General features: G+C 69.2%; 24 protein-coding genes. 11 read left to right on the top strand and 13 right to left on the bottom strand.

Annotation, left to right across the window (positions count from 1 at the left end; genetic code table 11):
• Positions 1–42 precede the first annotated feature (42 nt).
• From ACE11G_RS09000 to ACE11G_RS09015, 4 genes are all read left to right on the top strand, one after another.
• Positions 43–1,692, top strand: coding sequence for a substrate-binding domain-containing protein (locus tag ACE11G_RS09000; RefSeq protein ID WP_006894879.1), 1,650 nt, complete (start codon positions 43–45; stop codon positions 1,690–1,692).
• A gap of 73 nt (positions 1,693–1,765) precedes the next feature.
• Positions 1,766–3,313 (top strand): acyl-CoA synthetase, encoded by a 1,548-nt coding sequence (locus tag ACE11G_RS09005; protein WP_278127317.1) that lies wholly within the window; start codon positions 1,766–1,768, stop codon positions 3,311–3,313.
• 115 nt (positions 3,314–3,428) lie between these two features.
• A complete protein-coding gene (locus ACE11G_RS09010) occupies positions 3,429–4,034 on the top strand; it encodes a class F sortase (protein ID WP_045540183.1) in 606 nt (201 codons plus the stop codon).
• A 44-nt stretch (positions 4,035–4,078) separates the two neighbouring features.
• Positions 4,079–4,978: a collagen binding domain-containing protein gene (locus ACE11G_RS09015; protein WP_375001885.1), complete on the top strand. Its 900-nt coding sequence runs from the start codon at positions 4,079–4,081 to the stop codon at positions 4,976–4,978.
• 27 nt (positions 4,979–5,005) lie between these two features.
• On the opposite strand, the gene ACE11G_RS09020 is transcribed toward ACE11G_RS09015, so the two are convergent.
• Entirely contained in the window at positions 5,006–6,634 is a 1,629-nt protein-coding gene (locus ACE11G_RS09020) for an ABC-F family ATP-binding cassette domain-containing protein (protein WP_045540187.1), read from the bottom strand.
• A 98-nt stretch (positions 6,635–6,732) separates the two neighbouring features.
• Between ACE11G_RS09020 and ACE11G_RS09025 the strand changes: the two genes are divergently transcribed.
• Both ACE11G_RS09025 and ACE11G_RS09030 read left to right on the top strand, forming a co-directional pair.
• On the top strand, positions 6,733–7,506 hold the full coding sequence (locus ACE11G_RS09025) for an SDR family oxidoreductase (RefSeq protein ID WP_062367495.1): 774 nt from the start codon (positions 6,733–6,735) through the stop codon (positions 7,504–7,506).
• Positions 7,503–8,738, top strand: coding sequence for a lycopene cyclase family protein (locus tag ACE11G_RS09030; protein ID WP_222110805.1), 1,236 nt, complete (start codon positions 7,503–7,505; stop codon positions 8,736–8,738). Before ACE11G_RS09025 ends, ACE11G_RS09030 begins: the two co-directional genes overlap by 4 nt.
• Here ACE11G_RS09030 and ACE11G_RS09035 read toward each other — a convergent pair.
• From ACE11G_RS09035 to ACE11G_RS09045, 3 genes are all read right to left on the bottom strand, one after another.
• Positions 8,735–9,901, bottom strand: a complete 1,167-nt coding sequence (locus tag ACE11G_RS09035) for a PTS sugar transporter subunit IIA (protein ID WP_222110806.1) — start codon at positions 9,899–9,901, stop codon at positions 8,735–8,737. The two genes, ACE11G_RS09030 and ACE11G_RS09035, sit on opposite strands and share 4 nt — an antisense overlap.
• Before the next feature lie 102 nt (positions 9,902–10,003).
• On the bottom strand, positions 10,004–10,360 hold the full coding sequence (trxA, locus tag ACE11G_RS09040) for a thioredoxin (RefSeq protein WP_062367498.1): 357 nt from the start codon (positions 10,358–10,360) through the stop codon (positions 10,004–10,006).
• Between the two features lie 29 nt (positions 10,361–10,389).
• The gene (locus ACE11G_RS09045) at positions 10,390–11,367 is read right to left on the bottom strand and encodes an NAD(P)/FAD-dependent oxidoreductase (RefSeq protein ID WP_375001888.1); all 978 of its coding nucleotides are present in this window, start codon (positions 11,365–11,367) and stop codon (positions 10,390–10,392) included.
• A gap of 48 nt (positions 11,368–11,415) precedes the next feature.
• On the opposite strand from ACE11G_RS09045, the gene ACE11G_RS09050 reads away from it, so the two are divergent.
• Complete coding sequence (locus tag ACE11G_RS09050) at positions 11,416–11,997, top strand: helix-turn-helix domain-containing protein (RefSeq protein ID WP_045539139.1); 582 nt, start codon at positions 11,416–11,418, stop codon at positions 11,995–11,997.
• Here the strand turns inward: ACE11G_RS09050 and ACE11G_RS09055 are convergent.
• The 8 genes from ACE11G_RS09055 to ACE11G_RS09090 are packed head-to-tail and all read right to left on the bottom strand — an operon-like array spanning position 11,982 to position 19,401.
• Complete coding sequence (locus ACE11G_RS09055; RefSeq protein ID WP_375001891.1) at positions 11,982–13,076, bottom strand: FUSC family protein; 1,095 nt, start codon at positions 13,074–13,076, stop codon at positions 11,982–11,984. The two genes, ACE11G_RS09050 and ACE11G_RS09055, sit on opposite strands and share 16 nt — an antisense overlap.
• A gap of 20 nt (positions 13,077–13,096) precedes the next feature.
• On the bottom strand, positions 13,097–13,465 hold the full coding sequence (locus ACE11G_RS09060) for a metal-sulfur cluster assembly factor (protein WP_006894867.1): 369 nt from the start codon (positions 13,463–13,465) through the stop codon (positions 13,097–13,099).
• A 9-nt stretch (positions 13,466–13,474) separates the two neighbouring features.
• A complete protein-coding gene (gene sufU / locus ACE11G_RS09065; protein WP_006894866.1) occupies positions 13,475–13,930 on the bottom strand; it encodes a Fe-S cluster assembly sulfur transfer protein SufU in 456 nt (151 codons plus the stop codon).
• Positions 13,930–15,195 (bottom strand): cysteine desulfurase, encoded by a 1,266-nt coding sequence (locus tag ACE11G_RS09070; protein ID WP_375001894.1) that lies wholly within the window; start codon positions 15,193–15,195, stop codon positions 13,930–13,932. Before ACE11G_RS09070 ends, sufU begins: the two co-directional genes overlap by 1 nt.
• Positions 15,196–15,234: 39 nt before the next feature.
• Positions 15,235–16,005 (bottom strand): Fe-S cluster assembly ATPase SufC, encoded by a 771-nt coding sequence (sufC, locus tag ACE11G_RS09075; RefSeq protein WP_006894864.1) that lies wholly within the window; start codon positions 16,003–16,005, stop codon positions 15,235–15,237.
• A gap of 35 nt (positions 16,006–16,040) precedes the next feature.
• The gene (gene sufD, locus ACE11G_RS09080; protein ID WP_375001896.1) at positions 16,041–17,216 is read right to left on the bottom strand and encodes a Fe-S cluster assembly protein SufD; all 1,176 of its coding nucleotides are present in this window, start codon (positions 17,214–17,216) and stop codon (positions 16,041–16,043) included.
• The gene (sufB, locus tag ACE11G_RS09085; RefSeq protein ID WP_006894862.1) at positions 17,216–18,652 is read right to left on the bottom strand and encodes a Fe-S cluster assembly protein SufB; all 1,437 of its coding nucleotides are present in this window, start codon (positions 18,650–18,652) and stop codon (positions 17,216–17,218) included. Before sufB ends, sufD begins: the two co-directional genes overlap by 1 nt.
• A complete protein-coding gene (locus ACE11G_RS09090) occupies positions 18,649–19,401 on the bottom strand; it encodes a metalloregulator ArsR/SmtB family transcription factor (protein WP_278127307.1) in 753 nt (250 codons plus the stop codon). Before ACE11G_RS09090 ends, sufB begins: the two co-directional genes overlap by 4 nt.
• A 125-nt stretch (positions 19,402–19,526) precedes the next feature.
• Here ACE11G_RS09090 and mptB point away from each other — a divergent pair, with 125 nt between their 5' ends.
• The 4 genes from mptB to ACE11G_RS09110 all read left to right on the top strand — a co-directional run bounded on the left by mptB (position 19,527) and on the right by ACE11G_RS09110 (position 24,077).
• Positions 19,527–21,281: a polyprenol phosphomannose-dependent alpha 1,6 mannosyltransferase MptB gene (gene mptB / locus ACE11G_RS09095; protein WP_375004123.1), complete on the top strand. Its 1,755-nt coding sequence runs from the start codon at positions 19,527–19,529 to the stop codon at positions 21,279–21,281.
• 98 nt (positions 21,282–21,379) lie between these two features.
• Entirely contained in the window at positions 21,380–22,360 is a 981-nt protein-coding gene (locus tag ACE11G_RS09100; protein WP_375001899.1) for an ABC transporter ATP-binding protein, read from the top strand.
• On the top strand, positions 22,357–23,160 hold the full coding sequence (locus ACE11G_RS09105; RefSeq protein WP_375001901.1) for an ABC transporter permease: 804 nt from the start codon (positions 22,357–22,359) through the stop codon (positions 23,158–23,160). The genes ACE11G_RS09100 and ACE11G_RS09105 overlap by 4 nt, the downstream gene beginning before the upstream one ends.
• Positions 23,157–24,077 carry a heme A synthase gene (locus ACE11G_RS09110; protein ID WP_375001903.1) on the top strand — a complete coding sequence of 307 codons (921 nt, stop codon included), beginning with the start codon at positions 23,157–23,159 and terminating at the stop codon, positions 24,075–24,077. Before ACE11G_RS09105 ends, ACE11G_RS09110 begins: the two co-directional genes overlap by 4 nt.
• 87 nt (positions 24,078–24,164) lie before the next feature.
• Here ACE11G_RS09110 and ACE11G_RS09115 read toward each other — a convergent pair whose 3' ends face one another.
• Positions 24,165–24,545, bottom strand: coding sequence for a hypothetical protein (locus ACE11G_RS09115; RefSeq protein ID WP_006894856.1), 381 nt, complete (start codon positions 24,543–24,545; stop codon positions 24,165–24,167).
• Between the last annotated feature and the right edge of the window lie 19 nt (positions 24,546–24,564).

Here is a 24,564-nt window from a genome sequence, read left to right on the forward strand (position 1 = left end):
TCTCGCACTCTCGAGGAATTCACAAGGAGGGGTCGACCCGACATGGGCCAACACCGAAACGCCGCGCGTCCCGCTTCCGATCCACCGCGGGAGTCCGCCGGGAGCCGCCGGCGACGGCGCCCCGGCACCCGCGCGCGGGTCGGGCTCTCCCTGGTGCTGGCCGCGCTGCTGGCGGGCGGAGTGTACGCGGTCTGGCGGGGCGGGCACGGCGGCTGTTCTCAGGTGCGACCGGTGTCGGTCATCGCCGACCAGGACGTCGCCGACTACGTCACCGCCCTGTCGAAGCAGACCGAGGCGGACAGCTGTTTCGACTTCACCGTGCAGGCCGTGCCGCCGAGCCACACCTCCGAACGCCTCACCGACCGGAACGCACCGCAGATCTGGATCGCTGAGTCGCAGGCGCGCGTCCGGCAGGTGCGCGCCGCACTCGGCCGGACGTGGGCCGACGTCGGACCGTCGCTCGGCGTCTCCCCGGTGGTGGTGGCCGGCCGTGAACTCCCGGCGATGCCCGCGTGGACCGACGTGCTCACCTCGCCCGGACTGCGAGTGGCTCCGCCGGCCCGCAGCGACGTCAGCAACGCCGCGGTGATCGGAGCGCTCTCCGAGGTGTCGTCGGGCTCGCTGACGCACCGGGAGCTGGTGGAGTTCCTGACCAAGCGGGCCCTGATGATGAACGACAACGACGCCTCCCCCGATCTCGCGCAGACCGCCGCCGCTCCCGCGCCGACGGCCACCCTCACCACCGAACGCGCCTACACCGAGTTCAAGCGCGCCCATCCCGCGTCCGATCTCGAGGTGGCCGTGCCGCGGTCCGGCACGGTGGCCCTGGACTATCGGGCCGCCAATGTCGCGCAACCCGACGATCAAGCGCTGGCCGGCGACGCGATCGACGCGCTGGTGGCCACCCTGCAGACCGACAGTGGTCGCCGGATCCGGGAGGAGATGGGCATCCGCTCTCCGGACGGCGAGCCGCCGGCCGACGGAACCGGCGTCCAGGACGTCACCGTGATCAAGCAGCCGGCCAGGGAACTCGTCGACAACATCCTGCGGAAGTGGACCGCACTCACCCAGCCGATCCGGGCGCTCGTGGTGCAGGACGTGTCCGGCTCGATGGCGCTCGACGCCGGAGGCCGTTCGCGCGCGGCCTTCCTCCGGGAGGCCTCGCTGTTCGGACTGGGCCGGTTCCCCAAGAACACCGCGCTGGGCTACTGGGAGTTCAGCATCGACCGCGGCGGCCCCGGCCAGGACTATCGGGAGGTGATGCCGATCGCGCCGATCTCCGAGATCGAGGGAGGCCGTACCAACCGCGACCGCCTCGCCGACTCCATCCGCGACACGCTGGGGCACGTCGGCGGCGGCACCGGTCTCTACGACACCGCGCTCGCGGCGTTCAAGACCGTGTACGACTCATACGACCCCGCGTACTCCAACAGCGTGATCATCATGACCGACGGCCGCAACGAGGATCGCGACAGCATCACGCTGGGGCATCTGGTGTCGGAGCTGAACATCATGAAGAACCCCGCGCGGCGCATCCCGATCATCGCGGTCGGCATCTCGGAGGACGCCGACGCCGGTGCGCTCAAGCAGATCGCCGAGGCCACCGGCGGCAGCTCGTTCATCGCACGCGACCCCAAGGATGTGGGCGCGATCCTGCTGCAGGCGGTCTCCTACCGCGTGGAAGCGGCGTGACGGCAAAGCACTCCTGAGCGAGCGATTACTCGGTACGGTCGTCGGTGAGACGTCCCTCACTTCAGGAGTGCCCGTGTACCCAGGAACCTTCGCCGCGACCACACCGGACAAGCCTGCGCTGATCCGCCCGTCGACGGGTGAGCGCGTCACCTATCGAGAGCTCACGGACAACTCCACCAGAATCGCCAATCACCTGCACGACCTGGGAATCGGTCGGGGCGACACCATAGCGATCGTCTCCGACAACGATCTGCGCGTCTTCGACGTGTACTGGGCCGCGGTCCGCTCCGGCATGTACGTCACCGCCGTGAACCACCACCTCACCCCGGCGGAGGTGAACTACATCCTCGACGACTGCGATGCGCGCGCGGTCTTCACCTCGGCCGCGGTGGCGGGCGCCGTCTCCGAGGCCCACCGCATCGAGGCCCTGTCCGACGATTCCCGGCGGGTGGCCTGGGGCGGGCCGGTCGACGGTTTCCTCGACTACCCGGAGGTGCTGGCCGCTGCGTCGGACGCCCCGCTGACCGACCAGCCCCGCGGCGCCGACATGCTTTACTCCTCGGGAACCACCGGGCGGCCCAAGGGAATCAAGCCGTCGCTGCCCGGCGTCCAGGTCGACGAGGCCCCCGACCTCATATCGCAGGTGTTCGGCCCGGTGTACGGATTCGGCCCCGACACCGTCTACCTGTCGCCGGCGCCGCTGTACCACGCCGCTCCCCTTCGGTACTGCGCGATGACGAACGCTCTGGGCGGGACGGTGATCGTGATGGACCACTTCGAGCCGGAGACGGCCCTGCGGTACATCGACGAATACTCCGTGACGCACAGTCAGTGGGTGCCCACCATGTTCGTCCGGATGCTGAAGCTGCCGGACGAGGTCCGCGACCGGTACGACGTCTCGAGCATGAAGGTCGCCATTCACGCCGCCGCTCCGTGTCCGGCGGAGGTGAAGCGCAGAATGATCGACTGGTGGGGACCGGTGATCAACGAGTACTACGCGGCCACCGAAGCCGCGGGCGTCACGCTGATCGGATCGGCGGACTCGTCGACCCACCCCGGCTCGGTCGGCAGAGCCGTCCTCGGAGTGGTGCACATCTGTGGTCCCGACGGTGAACCGCTGCCCGCCGGAGAGGTCGGGACCGTCTATTTCGAGCGCGACGAGATGCCCTTCGTCTATCACAACGATCCGGCGAAGACGGCGCAGGCGCAGCACCCGGGGCATGCGAACTGGGCGACCACCGGCGACCTCGGTTACGTGGACGACGAGGGCTTCCTCTACCTCACCGACCGCCAGGCCTTCACGATCATCTCCGGCGGCGTCAACATCTACCCGCAGGAGTCGGAGAACGTCCTCATCAACCACCCGGCGGTATACGACGTCGGCGTGATCGGCCTGCCCGACGACGATCTCGGAGAGCGACCGGTGGGCTTCGTCCAACTGGTCGACGGCGCCGAGGCCTCCGATCGCCTCGCCGCCGAACTCGTCGACTTCGCGAAGGCCGAACTCGCGTCGTTCAAGGTCCCCAAGGAGATCCGCTTCGTGGACGACCTGCCGCGGACCCCGACCGGCAAGCTGGTCAAGGGCGAACTCCGGAAGCGGGTACTGGAGTCATTCAGCTGAACGACTGACGTCTGATCCTCGTTAACGCCGCGTGCGCGGACCCGATCTCACCAGTGTCGGGGCACGCACAGCGGCCGCACAGCAGGTGCGGCCACGCGCACAGCGAGGAGCCCACATGAAGATCCATCGGGCGGCGGCCGCAGTCGCGGTCGCCGCCGCGCTCGCCCTCTCGTCCGGATGCTCGGCGACCTCCGACCGGCAGGCACCCACCTCCGGCAGTGCTCAGGCCAATCTGCCCGCTCCGGTGTCCGCCCGCTCGGACGAACCGTCGTCGCCGATCCGGGTCACCGTCGACGGTGCGACGGCGCCGACCGACGCGGTGGCCACCGACACGGCAGGGGTTCTCCTGCCTCCCCAGGATGTCCACCGTCTCGGCTGGTGGGTCGACTCGTCGCTGCCCGGGTCCGGCTCCGGGACCGTGGTGATGACCGGGCACGTCGACGACGTGAAGCAGGGAAAGGGCTTCGCCGCACGGTTCTCCGGCCTCAAAACCGGTGACGCCGTCGACGTCACCACCGCGGACGGACACCGGCACGTCTACCACGTCACCCGGTCGGTGCTCGCCGACAAGGAGTCCACCGGCCGCGACGGACTGCCGGTGGACGAACTCAATCGACGGACCGGCCCGGAGACTCTCGCACTCATCACCTGCGGCGGCCCGTTCATCGGCCCGCCCCTCGGTTACCGCGACAACGTCGTCGTCTTCGCCGCACCCGCGTGACGCGGACCGCTACCGACCATTCACACACTCATCAGGAGACCACCATGAAGATCAACCGCCGCGGAGTACCCGCGATCCTCGCCGCCGCCGTGATGTGCGCGGCTCTCACCCCCGCCGCCGCCTGGGCGGACGTTCCCGCCACGGAGTCCGCGCCCACCACGGCGCAGACCACTGCCGAGACGGCCGCTCCGACCGAGGTGACGTCGAGCCCCACGGAGACCGCGACCCCCACCGGCAGCCCGACCGAGAGTACGACGCCGCCCTCGTCCGACACCGGGACGCCGCCCAGTGAGACGAGCACCGCGCCCCCGACCACCCGGCCCGAGAAGAAGACCGGGGTGCTGGTGGTCTGGGCCGACGACGTGCAGGCCGGACTGATGGTCCCGGGCGCCATCATCCGGTTCGACGCCCCGCGGCACCATCCCGGCACCGTCACCACCCCCGCGCAGGTGACTCTGCCCGAGGGCTACTACCGGTTCACCGTCGTGGCGCCACCGGCCGGCTACCATCTGCTCGAGCCCGCCGACGACTTCGACGGCGTGATCGTCGCCGGTCGCAATCTGGAGCGCCGGATCCGCGTCGCCAAGGACCAGCAGGAACCGACCAACGGTGTCCTCGGGGTCACCAAGCGCGACCGCGTCACCGGGGAACCGTTGCAGGGAGCGAAGTTCCGGGTCGTCACGTGCAGCGGTAACTATGTCGCGGCACTCACCTCCGGCGATCAGGGAACAGCGTTCCGCGGTCTGGATCCCGGCTGCTACGACCTCCTCGAGGACGCGGCCCCCGCGGGATACCAGCTCGACCTGACACCGCACCGGGTGTGGATCAAGAAGGGCGAGGAGACCGACCTCACCGTGTACGACATCCCCGTCGACTATGTGGCACCGCGGAACCCCGCCGACCGGGTGCCCCTGCGGTCGGTCCCCTCGGGCCGCATCGACTGAACCCGGCGCACCCGGGGGCGCGTCCGCTCAGGCGAGCTCGATGAGCTCCTGGTATTCGTCGGACCAGTGGTCCTCGGTGCCGTCGGGCAGGAGGATCACCCGCTGAGGCTCCAGAGCCTCCGCGGCACCGGGGTCGTGTGTCACCAGAACCACGGCCCCGGTGTAACTGCGCAGTGCCTCCAGCACCTGCTCTCGGGAGACCGGATCGAGGTTGTTCGTCGGCTCGTCGAGCAGCAGGACGTTGGCGGCCGAGGACACCAGCCCGGCGAGCGCCAGACGGGTCTTCTCACCGCCCGAGAGCGTCCCGGCCGGCTGGTCCAGCTGCGGACCGGTGAACATGAACGCTCCGAGCAGCCCCCGCAGATCCTGTTCACCGGCGTCGGGCGCCGCGTGCCGGATGTTCTCCCAGACCGTCGCGTCGTCGTCGAGGGTGTCGTGCTCCTGTGCGAAGTACCCGATCTTGAGGCCGCGACCCGGCTCCAGTTCACCGAGGTCGGGTTTCTCCACACCGGCGAGCAACTTGAGCAGCGTGGTCTTGCCCGCGCCGTTGAGGCCGAGGATCACCACCCGGCTCCCCTTGTCGATCGCGAGGTCGACGCCGGTGAAGATCTCCAGCGAGCCGTACACCTTGGTCAGATTCGACGCCATCAGCGGCGTCTTGCCGCACGCCGCCGGCTCCGGGAACCGGATGTGCGCGGTCTTGTCGGCCACCCGCACCTCGTCGAGCTCGTCCATCATGCGCTCGGCACGTTTGAGCATCTGCTGCGCCGCGGTGGCCTTGGTCGCCTTCGCCCCCAGCTTGGCCGCCTGCACGCGCAGCGCCCCGGCCTTCTTCTCGGCGTTGGCCCGCTCGCGCTTGCGGCGCTGCTCGTCGGTCGCGCGGGCGTCCAGGTACCGCTTCCAGCCCATGTTGTAGACGTCGGCCTCACCGCGGACCGCATCGAGGAACCACACACGGTTCACCACGTCGGCCAGCAGGTCGACGTCGTGGCTGATGACGACGAGGCCGCCCTCGTGGTTCTGCAGGAACGTCCGCAGCCAGGCGATCGAGTCGGCGTCGAGGTGGTTGGTCGGCTCGTCGAGGAGCAGCGTGGTATCCGACTTGCCCGAGCCGTCCGACGCCGCGAACAGGATGCGCGCCAACTCGATCCGGCGACGCTGACCGCCGGAGAGGGTACGCAGCGGTTGCCCGAGCACACGGTCGGGCAGACCGAGGCTGTTGCAGATGCGGGCGGCGTCGCTTTCGGCCTCGTAACCGCCGAGCGCCGAGAACCTCTCCTCGAGACGGGCGTACTTGGCGATCGCACGGTCGCGGACCCTGTCGTCCGCGGCCTCCTCCATCAGCGCCTGCTGCTTGCCCATCGAGGCGAGGATCTCGTCCAGTCCGCGCGCGGACAGCACGCGGTCCTTCGCGAGGACGTCGAGGTCGCCCTCCTTGGGATCCTGCGGCAGGTAACCGACCGGGCCGGAGGTGCGGACGGTTCCGGCGTACGGCTGCGTCTCGCCGGCGAGGATGCGCAGCGAGGTGGTCTTGCCCGCGCCGTTCCGGCCGACCAGCCCGATGCGGTCGCCCGGCTGAATGCGCAGGTGGTCTCCGGGCGCCGAAAGAAGAGTCCTCGCGCCCGCTCGTACTTCCAGGTCGGTCGCGGTGATCACGTCGATCCAGTCTACCGATGACGGGCCCGGTCCCCGAATCGGTTCTCGGCGCATGGACGGCCGCGGACTCGGACCCGCGCCCGGACTACCGTTGAGCCATGACTGATACAGCCTCCACCGATCTCACCGGCCGTTCCGCGCTCGTCACCGGCGGCAGCCGAGGCATCGGGTACGCCATCGCCCTCGAACTCGCGCGCCGAGGTGCCGCGGTGGTCGTCACCGGCCGCAAACCCGAGCCCCTCGACGAGGCTGCGGCAGCGCTGCGCGACGCGGTCCCCGGTTCGGTGGTCACCGCGGTCGCGGGCAACACCGGCGATCCCGAGCACCGCGCGGACGCGGTCGCGGCGGCCGTGGCGAACGGCGGTATCGACATCCTCGTCAACAACACGGGGATCAATCCGACCGCGGGTCCGCTCATGGACGCCGATCTCGGGGCGGTGCGCAAGACCTTCGACACCAACGTCGTCGCGGCTCTCGGCTATGTCCAGGAGGCGTACCGAGCGGGAATGAAGGACTCGGGCGGTGCCGTCGTCAACATCGCGTCGATCGCGGGCCTGCGGCCGACCGGGTTGATCGCGGCCTACGGCGCGTCCAAGGCCGCGCTGATCCATCTCACCGAGGAGCTCGCGTGGCAGCTCGGTCCGTCGATCCGGGTGAACGCCGTCGCCCCCGGCGTGGTGAAGACCAAGTTCGCCGACGTCCTTCTCGCGGCCGGTGAGGACGTCGTGGGGCAGACCTACCCGATGAACCGGGTGGGCACTCCCGAGGACATCGCGGCCACGGTGGCCTTCCTGGTGAGCGACGCGGCGTCGTGGATCACCGGTGAGACGATCCGCGTCGACGGCGGCAAGCTGGCCACCGGCGGGATGTGACCGCGCCCGTCGAGGGGCCCAGCGCCGACGTCATCGTCGTGGGCGCCGGGCCCGCGGGGCGCTCGCTCGCGTACCGCGCCGCCGCGGCGGGGCTGCGCGCGACGCTCGTCGACCCGGCGCCGCACCGAGTGTGGCGGCAGACCTTCGGCATGTACGCCGACGACGCACCGGCCTGGCTCGACCCCGGGGCGGTGGCCGCCCGCAGCGCCGAGTTCTGCGTCTTCACCCCGCAGCGGCGGGTGGTGGACCGCGGGTACCTGGTGCTCCACTCGGAGCGGTTCCAGCAGTCCCTGTCGCTGTCGGAGGTGACGGTCGTGGCCTCGTCGGCGACCGCTCTCACCGCGACGTCGGTCACGCTCGCCGACGGCTCCGTACTCGCCGGCCGACATGTGGTCGACGCCCGCGGCACCGCCGGGCACCGCCGAGCCGACACGCCGCGCCAGACCGCCGTCGGATTCCTCGCGGGCCGGGTCGGGGCGACGGACGGCGACGACCCCGACACCACCGTGCTGATGGACTGGCGGCCCGCCGATACCGGGCCGAACGCCGTCTCATCGAACCTCACCTCATCGGACCCGGCCTCGTTCAGCTACCGGATCGACACCGCTCGCGGACGCCTCGTCGAGGAGACCTGCCTGGCCGCCCGCCCGCCCCTGGGCATCTCCGAACTGGCCCGTCGAGCGCGCCTGCGCCTGCGTCTGTCCGCGCCGACCGGCGACGAGGAGGTTCAGCACGGTGGGATGGACGAGATCGTCGATTTTCCGATGTACCCGAACGCACGACCGTGGCGTGGCGACGGCGCCCTGGCGATCGGCGCGGTCGGCGGTCGGATGAATCCGGCGACCGGATACAGCGTCGCGCAGTCTCTGCGCGCCGCCGATCTGGTCGTCGAGGCTGTCGCCGGCCGTCGGGATCCACGCGCCGCGTTGTGGCCTCGCGCCGCTCGTATCGCGTTCACGCTCCGACTGCTGGGACTGCTGGTCCTCATCCGGCTCAGACCGGCCGAACTCGTCGGCTTCTTCGACGCCTTCTTCGGCGTCCCGGTTCCGCTGCAGCGCGCCTATGTGTCGTCGCACGCCGACGCCCCCGGCGTGCTGCGCGCGATGGCGGCGGTGTTCCGGCGGTGCCCGCCGCGGCTGAAGGCCCGCGTCGCCGTCGCCTCGGCCCGCGCCGCCGTCGAAGTGGTCCGCCTCATTGTCGTCGGCGCGTCGGGGTCGGCTGAGGAGGGCTAGAGCTGTTTCAGCAGCAGGTACTGCGCCGAGATCTTCTGCTGCGCCTCATGCAGATCGGAGCCGTCCGCCTGGGCCGCGTAGCTGCCGTAGGCGACGAAGCAGGTCGCTTGATCGTCGCCGAACGAGGACTTGCTGGTCTGACACACCGCCGACGGCAGATCCTGCGGGCTGTCGGCCTTCTTGGCGGTCGGATCGTCGGAGTCGTCGGAGAGGGTTTTGAGCAGTTCTGCGGCCTGGTCGTCGCCGCCGGAGCGGAAGACCAGGGAGCCCCCGACCGCGGCCTCGGTGACGCCGGTCTTCTGCAAGTCGGCGAAGGTGGCGGTCGACTTGCTCGCCAGCTGCGAGATGGCCCGCGGTCCGGCGACCGAGCCGGAGAAGGCGGAACCGCCGTTCGACTCCGTCGGCAGCACGGCGCGCAACAGGCCGTTCGGGTCGATCCGCTTGTCGTCGCTGATCGGTTTCATCGCATCGAGCAGGGCTTTCTGCTTCGTGAAGGCAGACCGCACCGCGGCGAGAGTCCATCCGCCGTCGTCGGCGTCGGCCCAGGTGTAGACCACCTTCTCTGCCACCGGGGTGAACGCCACGGTGATCTGACCGCCGCCGCTCGACTTCCCCGTGAGCGCCACCGTCTCGGCGGGCATCCCCGGGACGTCGGTGCGCCGCATCGGTGAACCGTAGGTCTTCTTGAGCATCTGGCCGGACATCGCCGACACGGCCTCGCCGGCCGTCTCCGCATCGGGATACACCAGCACGGCATGATTGAGCCCCTGATGCAGGTTCTTACCGTCGCTGTCGTCCGGCGCCCCGCCGGCCATGGTGAAGCCGTAACGCAGCTTCTGCGAGACCGGCAGGTCGGCCGCATCGGAGAAGACGCCCCGCAGTCCGCTCGCGCCGGAGATCGGGTAGGTCGGCATGCTGAACTTGGTCAGCACCGGATCGACCTCGTCACGGAACGCGATGTCTTCGCCCAGCCGCATGGCCCGCAGCCGGTTCATCTCCGACTCCGTATCAGCGGTCCCCGCAGCAGGCTGCAGACTGGTCGCGTACTTCCCCGTATCGAGCTGGATCGGTCCGCGCGTCGCGGTGCCGTCCACGGTGCACGCGGTGACCGCCGAGAGGCTGACGACTGCTCCGGCGGCCGCGGCCGCTCGTTTCCACTGCATAGGCAGATCCTAAAGGGCCCGGCCCGGACCCACGAACAGCACTACGCCCGGCGAATGACACCGTCACTCGCCGGGCGTGGCACCCGTGTCAGTCCCGACCGGTCACTCCTGGCCGCTCTCCTTGAGGGCCTGCTCGACGTCGAGTGCCTTCACCTGGTCGATCAGGCTGTCGAGCGCCTGGGGAGGCAGCGCACCGGCCTCGTTGAAGACCAACCGACCCTGCTTGAACGCCATGATGGTCGGGATGGAGCGGATGCTCGCGGCCGCCGCCAACTGCTGCTCGGCCTCGGTGTCGACCTTGCCGAAGACGATGTCGTCGTGCTTTTCGGAGGCCGCTTTGTACGTGGGTGCGAACTGCCGGCACGGGCCGCACCAGCTCGCCCAGAAGTCCACGAGGACGATGTCGTTGTCGACGATCGTCTGCTCGAAGTCGTCACCGGTCAGATCAATTGTTGCCATGTCTGTATCTAACCGGATCCGCCGCCGTGCTATTCCTGCACGCGGCACTTCTCCACGCGGGGTTCCGCGCCGACGGCCCGCCGGACCGCCTCGTCCACGAGGTCGGCGTTGATCGCCGCACCCGCCGCCACCCCGGACGCGGCGGCCGCGCCCACCATCGCCATCGGGTCGCGCGCGTTGCCCGCCGCCCACACTCCGTCGACTGCCGTCCGGCCCGTCGCATCGGTCTCGATGTACGTTCCGAACGGGTGGTCCGACACGCGGCCGCCCAGGGTCTGGAACAGCTCTCCCCGCGCGTGTACGCGGGTCGCCACCGCGACGGCGTCCACCTCGTACGCCGCACCCGCGACACGGACGGACCGGACTCGGTCGCCGTCGGTCAGCACCCGGTCGACGCGGCCGTCGACGACCGGGACGTCCATCGCCGTCAAGCGTTCACGCGCTTGCGCACCGAGGACGGACTCGTGATCGAAGACCGTCACATGCTCGCTGAGTTGCCGGAACAGCAGCGCCTGGTGTTCAGCCATCGGGCTCGTCGCGACCACGCCGATGCGCCGTCCGCGAACCTCCCAACCGTGGCAGTACGGACAGTGCAGCACTGTCCGCCCCCAACCAGCGGCCAGTCCCTCGATCGCGGGTAGTTCGTCCACCGCTCCGGTCGCCAGGAGCACCCGGTACGCACCGACCGTCTCCCCGGACGAGAGGCTCAGCGTGAACCCGCCGGAGATGCGCTCGGCACTGAGCACGGTTCCCTCGAACATCTCGGCGCCGTACCCGGCCGCCTCGGCTCGACCGGCCGCCAGCAGATCGGTGGGTGCCGTACCCTCGCGGCCCAGCACGTTGTGCGCAGACTCGGCGGGCCGATTGCGCTGTTCACCCGCGTCCACCACGAGGACGGTCCGCAGTGAGCGGCCCAGGGTCACCGCGGCGCCGAGTCCCGCCGGTCCCCCGCCCGCGATGAGCACGTCGTACTGCCGGTTCGGGCCGGCCTCCCGTGAATTCGTCATGGATCGACCGTATGCGCGGTATTGCAGATAGCGCATACACTCTTGCGCATGACGCAAGAACTCGATCGACGTTCCGATCCCGACCTGGACGCCCTGGTGCGGAGCCGGATTCGGAGTCTTCGGCTCGCCCGCGGATGGACCCTCGACTCACTCGCCCGCCGATGCGACATGAGCGCGTCGACGCTCTCCCGGATCGAGACCGGCGGGCGCCGCGTAGCCCTCGACCAACTGGTGCCGATCGCCCGTGCGCTCGGGGTGTCTCTCGACCAGCTCGTCGAACCCGTCTCCGATGAAGACGTGGTCATCCGGCCGGAAGCCCACTCCTCCGGAGACGCGATCACGTGGCTCCTCTCGCGCGATCGCGCCGATGCCGGCGTCGTCGTCGCCAAGATGCGGCTCCAACCGCCGGCGGAGTGGCCCACACCTCGCGTGCATCCCGGTCATGAGTGGTTCACCGTGCTCTCCGGCAGCGTGCGGCTGGCTCTCGGTGAGCGGATCATCTACGTCCAGGCCGGCGAGGCGGCCGAGTTCTCGACGATGACGCCGCATGCCTTCGTCGCCCACGGGACCACCGCCGAGATTCTGACGATCTTCGACCGGGACGGCGAACGCGCTCACCTTCCCGAGTGACCGTCTCGCTCCGGCCGATCGAGCCCGACGGGATCGAGGGGGACGTCGAAGGCGGGCAGTCTGCTACGTCGATCGGGCAGGCGGATCACCAGGGCGACGAGAACGCCGACGGCCACGCCGATCAACGTGTCCACGGCGCGGAAGGTGAGCATCCGCAGCGGCGGCGACGGAGCGGTGAGCTCGGTCATCAGCATGATGAGCGGCGTGAAGAACCCGATGGCGACCGCATAGTGGCGCGTCATGAACAACTCTGTCGGCCAGAGCAGAAGGACCGCGATCACCGCCACCGCACCGGCACCCAGATCCAGTGCCAGGAGCGCCGCCGCCAGCAGGAGTCCGGCCATCGTGCCGACTGTCCGATGCGCGGCGCGGGTGAGGACTCGGCGTACCTCCGCATCGCCCGGGCGGCCGGTGTCGATCACAGCGAGCGGAACGGCCGCGGCGGCCATCGCCCAATTCGCGTGCTCGAAGCCCATCGCCAATCCGATGGACCCGGCCGCCCCCACGGCCACGCCGTACCGGACCGCGTGCAGGCGCACCCCGGCAGGCGGACGGCGCACCACCGAGCGGACTCCGGCGAACCACCCGTGCCTGCCCCGCAACGGCGCCGGGGTACCGACCGTTCCGATCGCCACGGCGAGCAGTGCCGTGCCTGCGCAGATCGCCACGGCCGCCCCGGGAGCCACCAGCCCCGCCGGGACAGTCGCGGTGGCGCCCAGCGCGAAGATGAAGAAGAACGGGCCCGCCGGACGCAGCCGCACCGCGTCGGCGAGCAGCGAGCCCACGACCGCGAACGCCGTCTCGGCCACCACGAGTGCCCAGACGGGCGCGGAGACTGCGGAGAGACCGACGCCGATCGCACTGCCCGCCGTCAGGAGACCGGCCGCCTGCAGCTGATGCGTGATCCTGCGCCGGCCGCCCTCTCCCCGGCCGTACATCCCTGCGAAGGCACCGAAGACGGCGTAGACCAACAGCTCCGGACGCCCGGCGACGAGAAGTGCGACAGTGGGAACGACCAGACCCACCAGCACGCGGAACGCGTGCCGGTGATCGTCGCCGTTCGGGAGCGCCGCGGTCACGGCGCTCGAGCGGCCTCCGGTCAGACCGTGAAGCCGAGGGCGCGCAGCTGCTCGCGTCCGTCGTCGGTGATCTTGTCGGGCCCCCACGCCGGGATCCACACCCAGTTGATGTCGACCTCGGTGCACAGACCGGAAGTCACCAGCACATTGCGCGTCTGGTCCTCGATGACGTCGGTGAGCGGGCACGCCGGCGAGGTGAGGGTCATATCGAGCTTCACCGCCGCGTCCTGGTCGATGGCGACGTCGTACACGAGCCCGAGGTCGACGACGTTGATGCCCAGCTCCGGGTCGACGACGTCGCGCATCGCCTCCTCGACGTCGTCGATCGACGGGAGCGAGGTGGCGACCGGCTCGGCCGGCGCAGTGGTTTCGGTGTTGGTCTCGGTCATTGGTCGCTCCTAGGCGGGATCGGGGACTTCGGTGGCGAGGCTCTGCGAGAGCGCGTCCTTGAACGCCATCCACCCGAGCAGAGCACACTTGACGCGCGCCGGATACTTGCTGACACCGGCGAGCGCGATGCCGTCGCCGATGACCTCCTCATCGCCGGGATCGGTCCCGCGCGAGGTCATCATGGCGTTGAACGAATCGACGGTGGCGAGCGCCTCGTCGACGGGCAGCCCGACCACCTGGTCGTAGAGCACCGAGGTCGAGGCCTGGGAGATCGAGCAGCCCTGGCCGTCGTATGAGATGTCGGCGACGGCGTCGTCGACCACCGACACCCGCAGCGTCACCTCGTCACCGCACGTCGGGTTCACGTGGTGCACCTCGGCGTCGTACGGATCCCGCAGACCACGGCCGTGCGGATGCTTGTAGTGGTCCAGGATCACCTCCTGGTACATCTGCTCCATCCGCATCAGCGACCCCCGAAGAACCGCTGGGCGACGCCGATCGCGTCGGCGAGCGCGTCCACCTCGTCGAGCGTGTTGTACACGGCGAACGATGCGCGCGCACTGGCCTGAACGCCGAAGGCCCGGTGCAGAGGCCAGGCGCAGTGGTGTCCGACGCGGATCGCGACCCCCTCGTCGTCGAGGATCTGGCCGAGGTCGTGGGCGTGGATGCCCTCGACGTCGAACGAGACCGCGCCGCCTCGCCGCTCGGCGGTGGTGGGACCGACGATGCGCAGACCGTCGATCGCCGTCAGCCGCTCCAGCGCGTGCGCGGTGAGCTCGTGCTCGTGCGCGGCGACGTTGTCCATGCCGATCTTCTCGAGGTATTCCACGGCCGCGCCCAGACCGACGACCTGAGAGGTCATCGGGACGCCCGCCTCGAAACGCTGCGGCGGCGCGGCATACGTGGACACCTCCATGGTGACCGTCTCGATCATCGAACCGCCGGTGAGGAAGGGCGGCAGCTGAGCCAGCAGAGACGCGCGGCCGTACAGCACGCCGACACCCGACGGACCCAGCATCTTGTGCCCGGAGAAGGCCGCGAAGTCGACCCCGAGAGCCGCGAAGTCGACGGGCATGTGCGGCACCGACTGGCAGGCGTCGAGCACCGCCAGCGCATCCACCTCGTGAGCGCGGCGCACCAGTTCGGCGACGTCGGCGACGGCGCCGGTGACATTCGACTGATGAGTGAACGCGACCACCTTCACCGACTCGTCGAGTACCAGCGAGTCCATGTCGATGCGGCCGTCGGCCGTCACTCCGTACCAGCGCAGGGTGGCTCCGGTGCGGCGGCACAGCTCCTGCCACGGCACCAGATTCGCGTGATGCTCCAGTTCGGTCACCACGATCGTGTCACCGGGGCCGAGGGCCCTGCCGCCGAAGACCGGCGCCGAACGGTCATCGCCCAGGGTGTACGCCACCAGGTTGAGCGCCTCGGTGGCGTTCTTGGTGAAGACCACCTCGTCGACGGCGACGCCGACGAAGCCGGCGATCGCCGCGCGCGCGTGCTCGTACGCGTCGGTCGCCTCTTCGGCCAGCTGGTGCGCACCGCGATGAACCGCGGCGTTGTGGTTCAGCAGGAAGTCTCGCTCGGCGTCGAGCACCTGCAGCGGGCGCTGCGACGTGGCCCCGGAGTCGAGGTACACGAGCGGCTTGTCGTCGCGGACGGTGCGGGACAGGATCGGGAAGTCCGCCCGCAGTGCCGTGACGTCGAGTGCGGCTGCGGTGGTCATGTCACTCCCCCTTCGTCGCGTTGATCGAGATGGCGGCCGTCACTTCGCGGCGGCCGCGGTGAACCGCACGTAGCCGTTCTCTTCGAGCTCGTCGGCCAACTCGGGTCCGGCGGACTCGACCACGCGGCCGTCGACGAAGACGTGGACGTAATCGGGCTTGATGTACCGCAGAATCCGCGTGTAGTGCGTGATGAGCAGGATCCCGCCGTTCTCGCGTTCCTTGTAGGCGTTCACGCCTTCGGAGACGATGCGCAGCGCGTCCACGTCCAGACCCGAGTCGGTCTCGTCGAGAATCGCGATCTTCGGCTTGAGCAGCCCGAGCTGCAGGATCTCGTGACGCTTCTTCTCACCGCCGGAGAAGCCCTCGTTGACGCTGCGCTCACCGAACGCGGGATCGATCTCGAGTTCGGCCATCGCCTGCTTGGTCTCCTTGACCCAGTGCCGCAGCTTCGGGGCCTCGCCGCGCACGGCGGTGGCCGCGCTGCGCAGGAAGTTCGACATCGAGACGCCGGGCACCTCCACCGGATACTGCATCGCCAGGAACAGTCCGGCGCGGGCGCGCTCGTCGACGCTCATCTCCAGGACGTTCTCCCCGTCCAGGGTGATCGATCCCGAGGTGACCTCGTACTTGGGGTGACCGGCGATGGCGTACGAGAGAGTCGACTTGCCGGACCCGTTGGGGCCCATGATCGCGTGGGTCTCGCCCGAGCGCACCGTGAGGTTCACACCCTTGAGGATGTGGATCGGCTCGGCGTCGGCGTCGGACTGCGCGACGTCGACGTGCAGGTCGCGGATTTCCAGGGTCGTCATCTGTGGTGATTCCTTGTCGAAGTATGTGTGGATGGTCAGGCGCCGGCCGACTCGAGTTCGGCCTCGATCGCGGATTCGAGCCGCTCGCGCAGTTCCGGGACGGCGATCTTGGCGAGGACCTCGCCGAAGAAGCCCCGGACCACGAGGCGCCGCGCCTGATCTTCGGGGATGCCGCGCGCCTGGAGGTAGAACAACTGCTCGTCGTCGAACCGGCCGGTGGCGCTGGCGTGACCGGCGCCGACGATCTCACCGGTCTCGATCTCCAGGTTGGGGACCGAGTCGGCACGGGCGTTGTCGGTGAGCACCAGGTTCCGGTTGAGTTCGTAGGTGTCGGTGCCCTCGGCGGCCGGCCGGATCAGCACGTCGCCGATCCAGACGGTGTGGGCCTCCTTGCGCTTGTCGCCCGACCGGTCGCCCTGGAGAGCGCCCTTGTAGGTGACGTGCGAGCGGCAGTTGGGCTGCGAGTGGTCCACCAGGAGACGCTGCTCCAGGTGCTGCCCGCCGTCGGCGAAGTACAGTCCCCACAGCTCGACGTCGCCGCCGGGCGCGGTGTACTGCACGTGCGGCGAGAGCCGCACGGTGTGTCCACCGAGGCTGACCGCGAAGTGCTTGACGACCGCGTCACGTCCCAGCGACAGGTGGTGGGTGGCGACGTGGGTCGCGTCGTCCTCCCAATCGTGGACGTTCACGACGGTCAGATGCGCGCTGTCGGCGGCGAGGATCTCGACGTTCTCGCCGATCACGCCGCTGCCGCGCTGATCGAGAACCACGACCGCCTTCGAGAAGGCCTCGGCGCGGATCTGGATGTGCGAGTAGGCGACCTCGTCGGCTCCCGGACCGTCGACGGTGACGAACACCGGATCGGCGATCTGCGCCTCGCGGCCGATCGTGAGCACGGTGGCCTTCTCGAAGGACGAGTAAGCCTGGGCGGAGACCCTGTCGAAGGGCACCCCGGCCTCACCGAGACGGGGATCCTCGCGGCCGACGGTCTCGACGGTGACGCCCTCGGCGTCGCCGCTGACCTGCACCGAGGTGGTGCCGGTGGCGAGCGCCGTACCGTCGTGCAGACCGTGCAGCCGGCGGAACGGCGTGAAGCGCCACGCCTCTTCGCGCTGCGACGGCACCTCGAAGGCGTCGACGTCGTAGGAGGTGAAGAGTTCACCCTTGTTGACCACCACGGGCGAGGCGGTGGTCTGGGAAGCGTCCGCCATCAGCCGACCGATCCTTCCATCTGCAGTTCGATGAGCCGGTTGAGCTCGAGTGCGTATTCCATCGGGAGTTCCTTGGCGATCGGCTCCACGAATCCGCGGACCACCATCGCCATGGCCTCCTGCTCGGTCAGTCCGCGGCTCATCAGGTAGAAGAGCTGATCGTCGCTGACCTTCGAGACGGTGGCCTCGTGTCCCATCGTCACGTCGTCCTCGCGGATGTCGACGTACGGGTAGGTGTCGCTGCGGCTGATCTGATCGACGAGCAGGGCGTCGCACTGCACGGTGGACCGGCTGCCGTGGGCGCCGGGGTTGATCTTGATCAGGCCGCGGTACGACGACCGTCCGCCGCCGCGAGCGACGGACTTGCTGACGATGTTGCTCGACGTGTTGGGCGCCAGGTGGACCATCTTGGATCCGGTGTCCTGGTGCTGGCCCTCGCCGGCGAACGCCACCGACAGGACCTCGCCCTTGGCGTGCTCACCGGTCAGCCACACGGCCGGGTACTTCATGGTGACCTTGGAACCGATGTTGCCGTCGATCCACTCCATGGTCGCGCCCTCTTCGGCCTTCGCACGCTTGGTGACCAGGTTGTAGACGTTGTTCGACCAGTTCTGGATGGTCGTGTAGCGGCAGCGGCCGCCCTTCTTCACGACGATCTCGACCACGGCCGAATGAAGCGAGTCGGACTTGTAGATCGGGGCCGTGCAGCCCTCGACGTAATGGACATAGGCGTCCTCGTCGACGATGATCAACGTCCGCTCGAACTGCCCCATGTTCTCGGTGTTGATGCGGAAGTAGGCCTGCAGCGGGATGTCCACGTGGACACCCGGCGGAACGTAGATGAACGAGCCGCCCGACCACACCGCGGTGTTCAGCGCGGAGAACTTGTTGTCGCCTGCGGGGATGACGCTGCCGAAGTACTCCTGGAAGATCTCGGGGTGCTCACGCAGGCCGGTGTCCGTGTCGAGGAAGATCACGCCCTTCTCCTCCAGGTCCTCGCGGATCTGGTGGTACACGACCTCCGACTCGTACTGCGCGGCGACGCCGGCGACCAGACGCTGCTTCTCGGCCTCCGGGATGCCGAGGCGGTCATAAGTGTTCTTGATGTCCTCGGGCAGGTCCTCCCACGACTCGGCCTGCTTCTCGGTCGAGCGCACGAAGTACTTGATGTTGTCGAAGTCGATGCCGTCGAGGTCGCCGCCCCAGCTGGGCATCGGCTTGCGGTCGAAGATGCGGAGCGCCTTGAGCCGTTGGTCGAGCATCCACTCGGGCTCGTTCTTCTTGTCCGAGATGTCGCGGACGACGGCCTCGGACAGACCGCGCTTGGCGGACGCACCTGCCTCATCGCTGTCGGACCAGCCGTAACCGTAGCGATCGAAGGAAGCAATGGTCTCTTCCTGCGTCAACTGGGTGGCGGCGGGATCGGTGACCGTCATCGGAGAACCTTTCCATCGGGGGTGTCGGAGGCTGCGGGCTGAGCGGCCTCCGGAGTCGTGAGATGCACGGGAACGTGCGTGGTGCACACGCAGTCGCCGTTGGCGATGGTCGCCAACCGCTGCACGTGCGTACCGAGGAGCTCGGTGAACATGGCCGTCTCGGCCTCACACAGCTCCGGGAACTCGGACGCCACATGGGCGACCGGGCAGTGGTGCTGGCAGATCTGGACGCCCGCGCCGACTTCGCGCGTGTCGGCCGAGTAGCCGCCCGCGGTGAGAGCGTCGGCGATCTGCTGAACCGTCGCGATCACCGAACCGGACTCGCGCGCCGGCTCGACGCCGGAGACGAGATCCGAGATCCGCTCATGAGCGAACTCGTCGACCGCCTGCTGACCGGCGACGTCGCGCAGCTTCCGCAGCACAGCACCGGCCAGATCGTCGTAGGCGTGCCGGAGCTTGCCCCGGCCGGCCGGCGTGAGCTGGAACCACTTGGCCGGGCGGCCCCGCGTACCCTTGCCGGGACCGGCCTTGGAGAAGCCGGACGGCGCCACCTCGATGTCCCCGTCGGCCGACAGGATCTCGAGATGACGGCGGACGCCCGCGGGCGAGATCCCCAACCGCTCGGCGATGTCGCCGGCGGTCATCGGCCCCTCGTCCACCAGCAGCGACACGACGGCGGCGCGGGTCTGGCCGTCGTGGCCGCCCGCCTCCGCATGCTGCTCGCGCAGCTGCCGCTCGTCACCGCTCATGCTTTTCACAACAATATTGTTACCTAAATACTTCCACCGGGCTAGCAAGGGTCGCCTAAATCTCCGGCCCGACGGGGCGGCGGACACCACCCGTTAGAGTCTTCGATGTGCCAGAACTCCCCCTCATGCGCCGGACGCTCGACTACGTGGGCCTCGGCAAGCCGGCGGTCGAGCACGACGCCGACCGCATCGGCGACTTCGGCACCACCGTCGCGCGGATGCACGACGACGAACGCGAGGTGGGCCCGCTCAACCGCCTGGAGACGCTGCGGATGCGTCGGATCAGGCTGTTCGGCACCACCGGATCGATTCTGATCCTGATCGGTTCGCTCGGCACCGGCATGCTTCCGGTGCTGCAGAATCCGATCGTCGGCACCCGAGTCCTGTCGCTGCCCTCCCGGATGTACTCCACCGCTCTGACCATCTCCATCGGCGGCGCGATCATGCTGGTCGTCGCGTGGGTGATGCTCGGCAGATACGCCGTCGGGCGGTACCGGGTGGAGGTCGCCGAGGGCCGCAGCCCGGCACGCCGCATGACGCGCGGCCAGACCGACCGCACCCTGCTCATGTGGGTGGCGCCGCTGATCATCGCGCCGCCGCTGCTCAGCAAGGACGTCTATTCCTATCTGGCACAGAGCGCGATCGCGTACAAGGGCATGGACCCGTACACCTACAGTCCGATGCGCGGTCTGGGCGTCGACCACGCGCTCACCCTGTCGGTGCCGAACCTGTGGAAGGACACGCCGGCACCGTACGGGCCGCTGTTCCTGTGGATCGGCGAGCAGATCACCGCCATCACCGGTGAGAACATCACCGTCGCCGTGCTGCTGCACCGGCTGGTGGCGATCGCGGGCGTCCTGATGATCGTCTGGGCGCTGCCCCGGCTGGCACGGCGGTGCGGCGTCTCGGCCGTGGCAGCGCTGTGGCTCGGCGCGCTCAACCCGCTGCTCATCCTCCACCTCGTCGGCGGCATCCACAACGAGTCCCTGATGATCGGCATGATGCTCGTCGGCCTCGAATGGTCGTTCCGCGCCATCTACGGCACGCAGCGTCTCCGCAGACCCGACCGTCCGCTGCCGTCACGGGCGGGACGGATCCTGCTCGCCGGTGTCGTCGTCATCGCGGCGTCGGCGATGATCAAGGTGACGTCGATGCTCGCCCTCGGCTTCGTCGGCGTGGCGCTGGCCCGGCGCTGGGGTGCCACGCTTCCGGCTCTGCGCCACGCGCCGGTGAGTCAATGGTGGCGACGGTCGCGGCGTTCGCTCGCCGCCCTGGCGGCGAGCGCGGGAGTGATGGGCGTGGTCGCCGGCGCGGTGGTCGTGGTGACCTGCCTTGGAACCGGCCTGGGCTTCGGATGGACCCACACTCTCAGCACCGGCGGCATCGTCCGCTCGTGGATGTCGATGCCGACTCTGCTATCGGTGGTCGCCGGCCGCGTCGGACTGTGGCTCGGCCTCGGCGAGCAGACCCAGGCGATCCTGGACATCGCCCGGCCCATCGGGCAGCTCGTGGCGGCGGTCCTCGTGGTCCGCTGGCTGCTGGCATGCCTCGCTGGCCGCATCCATCCGATCGGCGGCCTCGGAATCGCGATGGCGAGCGTGGTGATCTTCTTCCCCTTCGTGCAGGCGTGGTACCTGCTGTGGGCCGTGATCCCGCTGGCCGCATGGGCCACCACCCGCTGGTTCCGCGTCGGCACCGTCGTCATCTCCGGAATCATCGCGATCGTCGTGATGCCGACGAGTTCGGACACCAGCCCCCTCGTGGTAGCCCAGGGCCTGGCCACCGGTGTGATCATGGTCGCAATCACGGCGATGGTCTTCTTCATCGACAGCCCGATCCGCATGTGGGTCAGGCAGCGTCACGACCGGAATCGCCAGTAAGGACCGTGTGCGGCCGGATCAGTCGGCGCGATGCGCACCGTTCGGCCGGCACCGCCCCGCAGCCCGGTGACCTGCGTCGCTCGCCTAGGCTGTTGGGCGTGCATGAAGCTCTTTCGCCCGGTACCGGGCCGGATCACCGACCGGCTTCGGGCGACGCGGCGCTCCTGGTCCGGGGTCTGGTGAAGAAGTTCGGGGACAAGACCGCCGTCGACGGGCTCGATCTGAGGCTGCCGCGCGGCGAACTGCTCGCGCTGCTCGGCCCGAACGGCGCCGGTAAGACCACCACAGTCGAGATCTGCGAGGGATTCACCCGGCCGGACGCGGGCGAGGTCCGAGTGCTCGGCCTCGATCCCATCGCCGACAACGACGCGCTGCGAACCCGGATCGGCGTGATGCTGCAGGGCGGCGGAGCGTATCCGGGGGCGAAGGCCAAGGAGATGCTTCGCCTCTGCGCCGCGTACAGCGCCGATCCCCTCGATCCCGAGTGGTTGATGGACGCCCTCGGCCTCACGGAGGTCGCGAACACGGGATTCCGCCGCCTCTCCGGCGGCCAGCAGCAGCGACTCTCGCTGGCGTGCGCGCTGGTCGGCCGGCCGGAACTGGTCTTCCTCGACGAGCCCACCGCCGGCCTCGACGCACACGCGCGAATCATGGTGTGGGAGTTGATCTCCCGACTCCGCGCCGACGGGGTGTCGATTCTGCTGACCACGCATCTGCTCGATGAGGCCGAGGAACTCGCCGACCAGATCGTCATCATCGACCGCGGGCGCGCCGTCGCCGCGGGCACACCGTCCGACCTCGTCCGGCGCGATGCCGAGCGCCGGCTGCGGCTCAGCGTCTCGGGGGTCGACGCGACCGAACTCCGGGACGGGCTCCAGGATGCACTCCCCGCCGGCTACCGCTGCACGCTCTCGCCGACCGGTGAGCATGTGGTGACCGGCGACATCACGCCCGCCGTGGTCTCGGCGATCGCACAGTTCTGCGCCGACCGCGGAATCCTGATCGACTCGCTCAACGTGGCAAGCAACAGCCTGCAGGACGTCTTCCTCAGCCTCACCGGACGGGAGGTGCGCGCATGAGCACCGAGGTACCCGCGACCAATCGCTTTCCGCGCGGAACGTTCACTCCGGGTCCGCGGCCCGCTCCGCTCACCCGGATGCTGGCGGCTCAGACTCGCATGGAGCTGGTTCTGCTGCTCCGCAACGGCGAACAGCTGCTGCTGACGATGTTCATCCCGATCACCATGCTGATCGGTCTGAGCCTGCTCCCCCTCGACACCGAGGCCGGCGCCACGCCCGCCGCGCGCGCCGCCACTTTCGTGCCCGCGATCCTGGCGGTCGCGATCATGTCGACCGCCTTCACCGGGCAGGCGATCGCGGTCGGCTTCGACCGCCGCTACGGTGCGCTCAAGCGACTGGGCGCCACCCCGATACCGCGATGGGGCATCATCGCCGGCAAGTCACTCGCGGTACTCATCGTGGTGGTCCTGCAGTCGATCATCATCGGTGGCATCGGCATGGCCTTCGGCTGGCGGCCGAGCATCGCGGGTCTGCTGCTCGGCGCGGTGGCGATCGCGGTCGGCACGGTCGCGTTCGCCAGCCTGGGACTGCTCCTCGGCGGCACGCTCAAAGCGGAGGTGGTACTCGCCCTCGGCAACCTGATCTGGTTCGTCCTGCTCGGTCTGGCCGGGCTCGTCGTCTTCGATCAGCATGTGCCCGACGCGGCGCGGACCGTCGCCCGCCTCTCCCCCTCCGGTGCTCTCACCGAGGCGCTCACCCGGGCCCTCGACTCGTCGTTCGACGTCTTCGGCTTCTGTGTCCTGATCGTGTGGGCCGCGATCGGCGGCGCGCTGGCAGTTAGGTGGTTCCGGTTCCAATGATCGACTCCTGGTTCGGCTTCAAGAGGCCGACCGCGACATTCCTCTATTACTGGGCGATCGCCAACCTCGCCGCCAATGTGCTGCTGGTGGTGACCGGCGGCGCGGTGCGGGTCACCGACTCGGGCCTCGGCTGTCCGACGTGGCCGCAGTGCACCTCGGGCTCGGTGACACCGCACGCCGCGATGGGCGTCCACGGGCTGATCGAGTTCGGCAACCGGATGCTCACCTGGGTGCTCGTGGTCATCGCGATCGCCACCTGGGTGGCCGCGATGCGGCGCGTCCCGGTCGACCGACTGTCGCGGCGGCTGGCCACCGGGGTCGCGATGGGTGTTCCGCTGCAGGCGATCATCGGCGGCATCACGGTGCTGACCAACCTGAACCCGTGGATCGTGGCCTTCCACTTCCTCGCGACGATGGTGATCATCTCGCTGGCCACCTGGATGGTGGTGCACACCGGGTCGGCCGCCCGTGGACCGGACGCCGGCGAGCCGGGGGCGACCGATGCCGAATCCGCGGTTCTCCGACGGTTCGGAGTCCTGCTCGCCTGGGCTCTGTACGCACTGACGTGGGTCACCATCTATCTCGGCACGGTGGTCACCGGTTCCGGACCGCACGCGGGCGACATCAAGGCGCACCGCAACGGTCTGGAGCCGACGCAGGCCACTCAGCTCCACGTGGACGCCGTCTGGACACTCGTGGGACTGACGGCCGCGCTCATCCTCCTGGCGGTGGCTGCGGTGCCGTCGCTGCGCCGCGCCGCACTGATCTTCGGCGGCGTGATCGTGGTACAGGGGATCATCGGCTACGTGCAGTACGCGGCCGGTCTTCCCGAGGTGCTCGTCATCCTCCACATGTTCGGTAGCGCTCTGCTCATGATCGGCGCGACGCAGCTCGTGCTCGCGACGACGCGCCGCTGATCCGCCGGATCTGACACGAGAACCCGGCGACCGCGTACGGTCGCCGGGTTCTGCGCTGTGCGTACGTGTTGCAGTGCGCGTACGTCGTCAGTCGAGGATCTTGCGGTTGCGCGCCTTGGGGAACCGCGACTGGTGGGCCACCCAACCGGCCATCTGGCGCCAGTGCGACGGCTTCACCTCGGTGACCGAGGTCAGATCCCGGTCCCACTCCGCGCGCTCGAGTCCGTCGACCGCTTCGATGACCGCGTCCGCGGTCCGCACGCTGTCGACCACCTGATCGCCCAGAATCCCGCCGGCCTCGCCCACCAGGGTGATCCGCACTCCCGCGGCACCCGCAGGCTGGACCACGGCCTTGGCCGAACCGCCCTCGGCGGCGACGAACTTTCCGATCGCGGAGACTACGGCGCTCGGCGCGGCCGCGACGGATTCGGAAGCAGTGGCTGTGGACGCAGCGGTGTCATCGCTCATGACTGCCGAGTATAGCGGC

Source organism: Gordonia sp. PS3, assembly GCF_041950545.1.
In the GTDB taxonomy this organism is placed as follows: Bacteria; Actinomycetota; Actinomycetes; order Mycobacteriales; family Mycobacteriaceae; genus Gordonia; species Gordonia sihwensis.